This is a genomic window from Methanosarcina sp. 1.H.T.1A.1, from assembly GCF_000979295.1.
In the GTDB taxonomy this organism is placed as follows: Archaea; Halobacteriota; Methanosarcinia; order Methanosarcinales; family Methanosarcinaceae; genus Methanosarcina.
In genome coordinates this window covers 1-6,903 of record NZ_JJQY01000097.1, presented here as the reverse complement: position 1 = coordinate 6,903, position 6,903 = coordinate 1, and the positions used below count along the sequence as shown (strand labels likewise).

Sequence of the window (6,903 nt, the reverse complement as noted above, 5' to 3'; positions counted from 1 at the left end):
TAAAAACGGGGTCATTTTATGGAATATCCTTTTGTTTCGGTTGTAATAGGTATTCGCAACGAAGAAAAATTCATTGAAGAATGCATTGAAGCGCTTCTTAAAATGCATTGAAGCGCTTCTTAATATTCATTGAGTCTATTCAAAAGTCGCTTTAAGGATCTGCGGCGAAGTAACATGGCAATATTCAGGACTGATTAAATAACTTTCACTAGCAAGATGACTGAGTTAGCTTCAACTAAATTATTCTTTGCCTAAGTTATTCCGTTTATGTCAAAGAGGATCTTGTTGCTTTTATTGACAGGGAATTTAGTGTCAATTCCCTGTAACTGATTATGTAATATGAAAATTAAAGTAATCAGAGCATTTTGGATGGCCGGGAGATTTTTCAAAGCAAAATCTTCTTAATCAATGACCTATCTGTAAATGTCATTTAGTTTTTAAAATTTTTTCTTTATACTTCAAGTTTAATACGGTCTGTCAAATTAAGTATGATCTGAATTGTATTGGGTTTAAAGATTATGAGGTTTAAGAATTAATGGGGATACTATGTCTATATTGAATGAAGTTAAGGGGTTCAATTCTGCTAATAATAATAACAAGCAGATGAAATTTATCTACTCTTTGTTTCCATTATGCGTAATCTTTGCCGTATTATTTGCATTCTTATGGATGTTTGCGGTTGGAAAATTTGGTTTTGTAGTTAGAGGGCTGTTTACTGGAATCCCTGCAGTTATTTCCTGTATTATTGTATTATTCATTTACAAAAAAGATCTGGGACTAAGTGATATTCTTATTTTTCCTTCTATAAGTCGAAACTCTTTAATCTATCTATTTGGAATTTTCTATCTTGGCTCAGTCAGCACCCTTTTATTGTCTCAAGGGGGCAGATCCTGGTATTATTTTATATTTATTGTGTTACTTTATATTCTGATTTTACTGCAAATTTTTTCTGAGAATTCAAATTCTTCCGTTATCCTGGCGGAGATTTTTTTAAGTCTGTTAAACCTTACTTACAGTGTTACTTTAAATTATGATCTTTACTTTGGGACAACTGACATTATGCCCCATATTTTACTTTCAGAAATGACTGCAATGTCAGGGCATATTGTTTCAACTTCTTTAACCGATTATGCATACTTTCCTTTGTATCACATAATGGTCGCTGCATCCTCTCTCATCTTACATATGGGTATAAAATCCTCTCTTTTTTTAATAACTGCCCCGATTTATGCAATAACTATCTTTTTTCTTTACTACCTTTTTCTCTCTATAACTCAGAATCGCCAGATTTCCCTGCTCTCCTGTTTACTCTTTTCTTCGAGTTCGGTTGTGCTTTATTACGGTGCAAATATGATCACCCGGACAATGTCTTTCGTAATGTTCGTCGTATTACTGTATCTACTTTACAGTGTAAATTTCAAAGAGTCTAAACTCTCTTTAAAAATCCTTTCGGTCATTGTCGTACTTTTTTTAACACTGGTGCATAACGTTTCCTTGCCCCAGTTTGTCCTGTTATTAGTTATTCTCCTTGTTTGCGAATCTCTTGTCAACGTTGGCAGTTATATAAGCAAACCCTTTTTTATCCTGTTAAATGTTATTTTTACATCATACTGGTTTTTTGTAGCATACCTGTTTGTCCAAAGGGGTATAACCATACGTTTACAGAGTCAGTTATGGGACTCAATGGTTTTGACATCCGAAGGTTTGGGAAATGTTAATGAATATCTGATTAATTTAGTCGGATATCTTGACGGCTCCGTTTTTCTATTTTTTGCTTTAATTGGGATTGGTTTTCTCCTGAAAAAACACAAAAACAACTATGCTTCAGTATTCGGGCTATTCGCCCTGTTTACTCTTATCTTTTATATCCCGAATCCTCTCAATACTATCTGGCAGTTGCATGTCTTATTCAGGATTGACAGATTCAAGCTGTTTGTCAGCCCCTTTATGGCTTTTGTTATGAGCTACGGTATTTATGTATTCTGGAACTATCTGTCAAAGTCCTCCTCTAAAAAAGGTTATCCTTTATTCTTTATTTTTTTATTGTTCTCTACTTTCGTCTTTGTTTCTTCTGTCTACAGTATCTCGGATTCTGAGAGTCTCATTGTTGAATCCGCGCATCCGTATTTTACAGCTCCGGAATTGAGAGGGTTTGAGCATATTAAGTGTTATGTTCCTGCTGGCTCTTACATTTACTCCGATTATTACGCATCCAGGTATTTTTATTTCCCTCGGATTCCAGGGGCTTCCGAAGAAAACAACCTTTCTTTTTTCCGGAGCTACAGAATTGCTGATGTGAACAACTTCGCTCAGTATAGTGGTTATATCGTGATTAGAACCAGGGAATTCCTCCGGGCTGGTTTATATTTGAGTGAAGGAGGAAATGGTGTCGAAAGCGCCAATTATTTTTACAGGGGAACTTCTGAAAATGAACTGGAGATGAATCGCAATCTGAATAAAATAAATAAAATTTATTCGAGTCCGGCAGAAGATATATTTATTGGCGGTTCTCGAGTCCATTGAGCCCTTGCTTACTATCTAAGGACCCACCGCGAAATAACATGTGCAACTTTTTAATTATGCGTTGCCCAGGTTATTTCGTAACAAATTCTCAGCTTCCCTTCAAGCTTTTTTATCTTTCTCTATAACTTTCTCATCTTCTGCTTTTTGTGGATAAGCTTTCTTTTTCCATCCCTTTCTCTTAACAAACTCAAGGGACGTGCTCATTTAAGCGGCGTGCTCATAAATCTCTATATTGAGGGAGTCATAGATCTTGCGCAGAGGATAGCTTTCAGGAGGTATGAACACCTTTCCGACAGATGTCTGGGTCTCCGATCTAGATTCATTCAAACTCAAATCCTTCGAAAAAGTGGTCACCACAAAATAGAATGGCTCATTTTCTGACGAATTTTTTAAATGGATTATATCCTCAGAATAGTATTTCGGGACATAAATAAATCCAGACGACTTTTCAAAAGGAATTAAATCAGAGTTTTTTAAATTGCTGGTAGAGCCTGACAGAACAGCGTTTCCCATATTCTTGTCCTCATAGGATATAACGCAATCAGGGGTCGTTTTTACTCTGGATAACCACTGCATTCCTCTAACCTCATTTTGTGAAACTCCTTCAGATACTCCATCAGTATAAGGAGAACTGAAACAGCTGAAGAAACCAAAGGTCCAGAGAAGGCATAAGATCAGAACCACAGATGCAAAACCAAGCACATTCCCCTTTCTGAGAAATATGATATAGAGTGAATAAGCCAGTAGGGGTATTTGAGCAAAAATTATGAAACTTAAATTTGCAAATCTTTCCGCAGGATAAGGGTTAAAAGGGTTTAAAAGGAAACCCAACTCAATGAAAAAAGATCCTATATAGAGGACTAAAAAGGAGGGATACGTTTGGATAAAATGGTGGCAAAACCTTTTACGATTCTGCCATACGATTATGGAATTGATCACAATGAAGATTAACGGAATATAATATTTGCCATAATATAGATTAAAATAATGTATAAATTCTAAATTGGATTCTATTTCTAATACGTTGGTCAGGCCTGTCACTGATAAAGTCCCAACGTGCCGGGAAAAATCATGAGGTAAAATTTGGGAAAACCGGGAAGCATATTTCGCACAGAACAGGATACTTCCTGAGGTAAACGTCAGAATAGAGAGGAAAACAACTTTTCTTCCATTTGAATTGGATACATTATCTTCAACAAGAATATCGAAAAATATTTTGCTGAGATGTCTTCCCCGATTCAATATTTTACCTGAAAAAATGAGGAGTAGAGAAAAACAAATGATGTATACAAAAATAAAAGGGTGAGCTAATGGAAGCAAAGTTATCATAAAAAGAAAACTAATAAGCATCGTCCTGTTTTTATCCGAAAGTGCTTTCTTCAGTACAAAAAGATAGATCGGGATCATGCAAAAAGAGAGGTAATAAGGAAAAACTGAAAACTGAAAACGCCAGAAGTATAGAAGAAACGAGGAGAGTAAGGTTAACCCAACAAGTTTTTCCCGAAGCATATATGTTCTGCATAATATGAACATTCCGGCAATAAATTGAATCGAAAAAAATATCGGTAAAAAGTGATAAAGTGTCTGTGCCCCCAGCCCTGAGATCAAATCCAGGGGTAAAACTAACAGCGGACCCGTAGGAGAAAGGGTTGAAATGGCGGAAGAACCTGAAATATCAAAAAATCCATTATTTTCTGCCAATCCCATATATGAAAATTCTCCGTATCTCCCAATAGAAACGTATCCAAGCATGTAAGGGATGATCAGTACCGTAAAATGAATAAGGAGCAGTATGATAATTGCAGGTGTCTTTCTATATGAAAGCACAAGTATACAGGAAGAAAAATAACAAAAGAGCAGGACCAGATACAAACGTAATGGAAGCTGGTCATAGATACTAGCTACATATCCTTCAGGCGGAATTCCTTTGAGCTCAAAGAGACCATAAGTTATAAGTAACAAAGAAATAGAGCTCAGAAAGGTTAAGATTCGATTAGTATCTTTTTTCAACGTGCCCGCCGTCCTTCTTGATAATTATAGAGTATTATCTCTACAATATCTACTCTCTGAGTCCCGATCCGCATCTATTAAAGCAGCAACTCTACTTCTTGGAGTTTGCACAAACCGGAACTTTCAAGCGAAAGTAATTTCTTTTTCAATATATTTTTTTCTATTTTTTTCTCTCCTTTTTCTTTTCTTATTCTGACTGTTTTAATTAATACTTAATTATTGTATTAAAACGTCTTTACCAACTATAATGTGAAGTAACTCCTTCTAATACGCACTATCGTTGTTATTGTATGAACTCTTTCACACAAAATTCTTTTTAATCGATCCTCTTATTTCTGTTGCTCCCTGATTAATTGGTTGGTATTATTCCGAAATGATCACAAATGATATCTCACATTCTTTCTTTCATTCGCCACGCAAGGCTTGAGCCCGCCGGTGTACAGTAGATAAAAACAAACTATATGGCCGGTGCTTGAACTCTAATTTCGAAATATCAACATCCAGGAAGCGTACCGAAAGTTCTGTAAAATTACAAATTTTAAAAAGATCTCTAATCGAAAACTCGATATTAATAAACCCGTTTCATGTGCTGTGTACAAAAATTTGGCTTAGAATTTACAGCAGATTCGGGTCATACGGGAAATGAGAAGCCATGATGGAAGTTCTGGTAATATCCGATCATTCCTCAAGGTTTTCAAAAATTTTAGGATAATCTTTTTTTAATGTTATAAGTAACTCTTTTGGGACCAGTTTTTCAGAACCCCTATCGTTTATTTTCTTAGCTGGAATCCCTGCAATCCCGATATTTGGTTCTGTAAAGGACTTATTTACAATTGAATTAGCTCCTATAGCTATTCCATCTGCGATTTCTATATCTCCAAATATTTTTGCTCCAGGACCAATGTAAACATTATTTCCTATTTTTGGCGTCAAATCTTCATATCCTGCCCCTGCTTTAGTTCCGATGACCGTACATACATGTATCCTGCAATTTTCACCTACTTTTGCATTTCCGTTGACTACAATCGTACCTGGATGACTTATGGATAACCCAGGACCAAAAACATTTGGCTCAATAAGAAAACCAAGGAATATGCCTAGTAGGTGATACTTTAAATATAGATAATAATAGTAGGGACGGTAAAAAAGGGAATTTTTGCAATTTTTATATTACTCAACTTTTCTTAATAATCTCTGAAATACCCATACTTCATCCAAAAATAACCTCGGCTTTTTCCTTTTTTTGCCTAAAGCAATTCTATCTGCTTCTAAATAATACTTATATTCCTGTTTTGACTTTATCATGGATTCTACTTTTGAGTTATAGAATTTCAATTTTTCGGCTCTATAAAAATCTTTGATTTTATGCAATTATTTTTACAACATTTTTGTTTATGGTATACACTATCAGTTTAATATTTATTTCTTTGACTTGATTATAGAACTTTCTTGCCTGAGTACTTCTCCAGACTTCCTTTTGACAACAGAGGACGTTATTCCTGTGATATTTCGTTTATTGTACTTGATTTTGTCAAAGCTCAAATGCAACAATTTTCTATATTTCCCTCTTACTCTCTTTCGCTTATTGAATATTTTTGCATCACTTTTTTAGAACAAAATCATAACAGTTTTCATGAATTAAAGCTAACTTAGTGAGACGTAAATCTCCTAATACCGACGAGTCAGGATTTATCGAAATTTTCTGATATTAGATCGTTTAAAGTATCATCCACTTGGTGGGAGAATAATTCGGGACTACATCAAATTGATACTATTGTTTAATAGAGACGTTTAATTGATAATGTTTATTAAGAATGAATAGTTATGTACTGGTGGTGAACGCTGTCTCCAGGTAGACGGAAATTAAGTCCTGATGGAACATTTATTGCGTTTTAGGTCTCTATTCGATCTCATTCCATTAAAGCTCTTTTTCGAGACAAAAATTGGTGGTGTGAAAAGGATAACGAGATTATTTATCCCCGTGATAGGGGATTATGGTTATTCCCCACGATAATTTGTTTAAGTTTTGTTATTATAGTTAAAAACACGGGGACAAAGAATGGGTGAAAAAAGTTGGATATGTAGGTGGGGAAATATAAAAAAACTAAGAGTTTACATTATAATTCTCTTTTTCTTGACCTTAACGGAAACGGCTTCGATTTCCATTGCATCGGGTATGACAGTTTATGTCGCCGGGGACGGCAGCGGTGACTTCAACTGTGACGGAAAAGCCGATGATGTACAGATAAATCAGGCCCTTAAATTCTTAGCCGAAAATCCCGATTACACCACCGTTTATCTTAAAGGTCCTTTTACCTATACCATAGAGAATACCATTTACATTCAAAGTAGTAACACGGTTCTTGAAGG

4 protein-coding genes and 1 pseudogene are annotated in these 6,903 nt (G+C 35.2%); 2 read left to right on the top strand and 3 right to left on the bottom strand.

The genetic code is table 11. The features are described from left to right. The first annotated feature begins 546 nt into the window (after window positions 1-546). Window positions 547-2,523 carry a hypothetical protein gene (locus tag EO95_RS10380; protein ID WP_048134541.1) on the top strand — a complete coding sequence of 659 codons (1,977 nt, stop codon included), beginning with the start codon at window positions 547-549 and terminating at the stop codon, window positions 2,521-2,523. 204 nt (window positions 2,524-2,727) lie between these two features. On the opposite strand, the gene EO95_RS10375 is transcribed toward EO95_RS10380, so the two are convergent. From EO95_RS10375 to EO95_RS18475, 3 genes are all read right to left on the bottom strand, one after another. Beyond that, window positions 2,728-4,533, bottom strand: coding sequence for a hypothetical protein (locus EO95_RS10375; protein WP_048134539.1), 1,806 nt, complete (start codon window positions 4,531-4,533; stop codon window positions 2,728-2,730). A 678-nt stretch (window positions 4,534-5,211) separates the two neighbouring features. Next, the gene (locus EO95_RS18600; protein ID WP_327037159.1) at window positions 5,212-5,466 is read right to left on the bottom strand and encodes a hypothetical protein; all 255 of its coding nucleotides are present in this window, start codon (window positions 5,464-5,466) and stop codon (window positions 5,212-5,214) included. Between the two features lie 237 nt (window positions 5,467-5,703). Beyond that, window positions 5,704-5,838: a hypothetical protein gene (locus EO95_RS18475; RefSeq protein ID WP_268767902.1), complete on the bottom strand. Its 135-nt coding sequence runs from the start codon at window positions 5,836-5,838 to the stop codon at window positions 5,704-5,706. Between the two features lie 871 nt (window positions 5,839-6,709). Here EO95_RS18475 and EO95_RS18270 point away from each other — a divergent pair. Further along, a pseudogene (locus tag EO95_RS18270) lies at window positions 6,710-6,903 on the top strand (hypothetical protein); the annotation flags it as partial.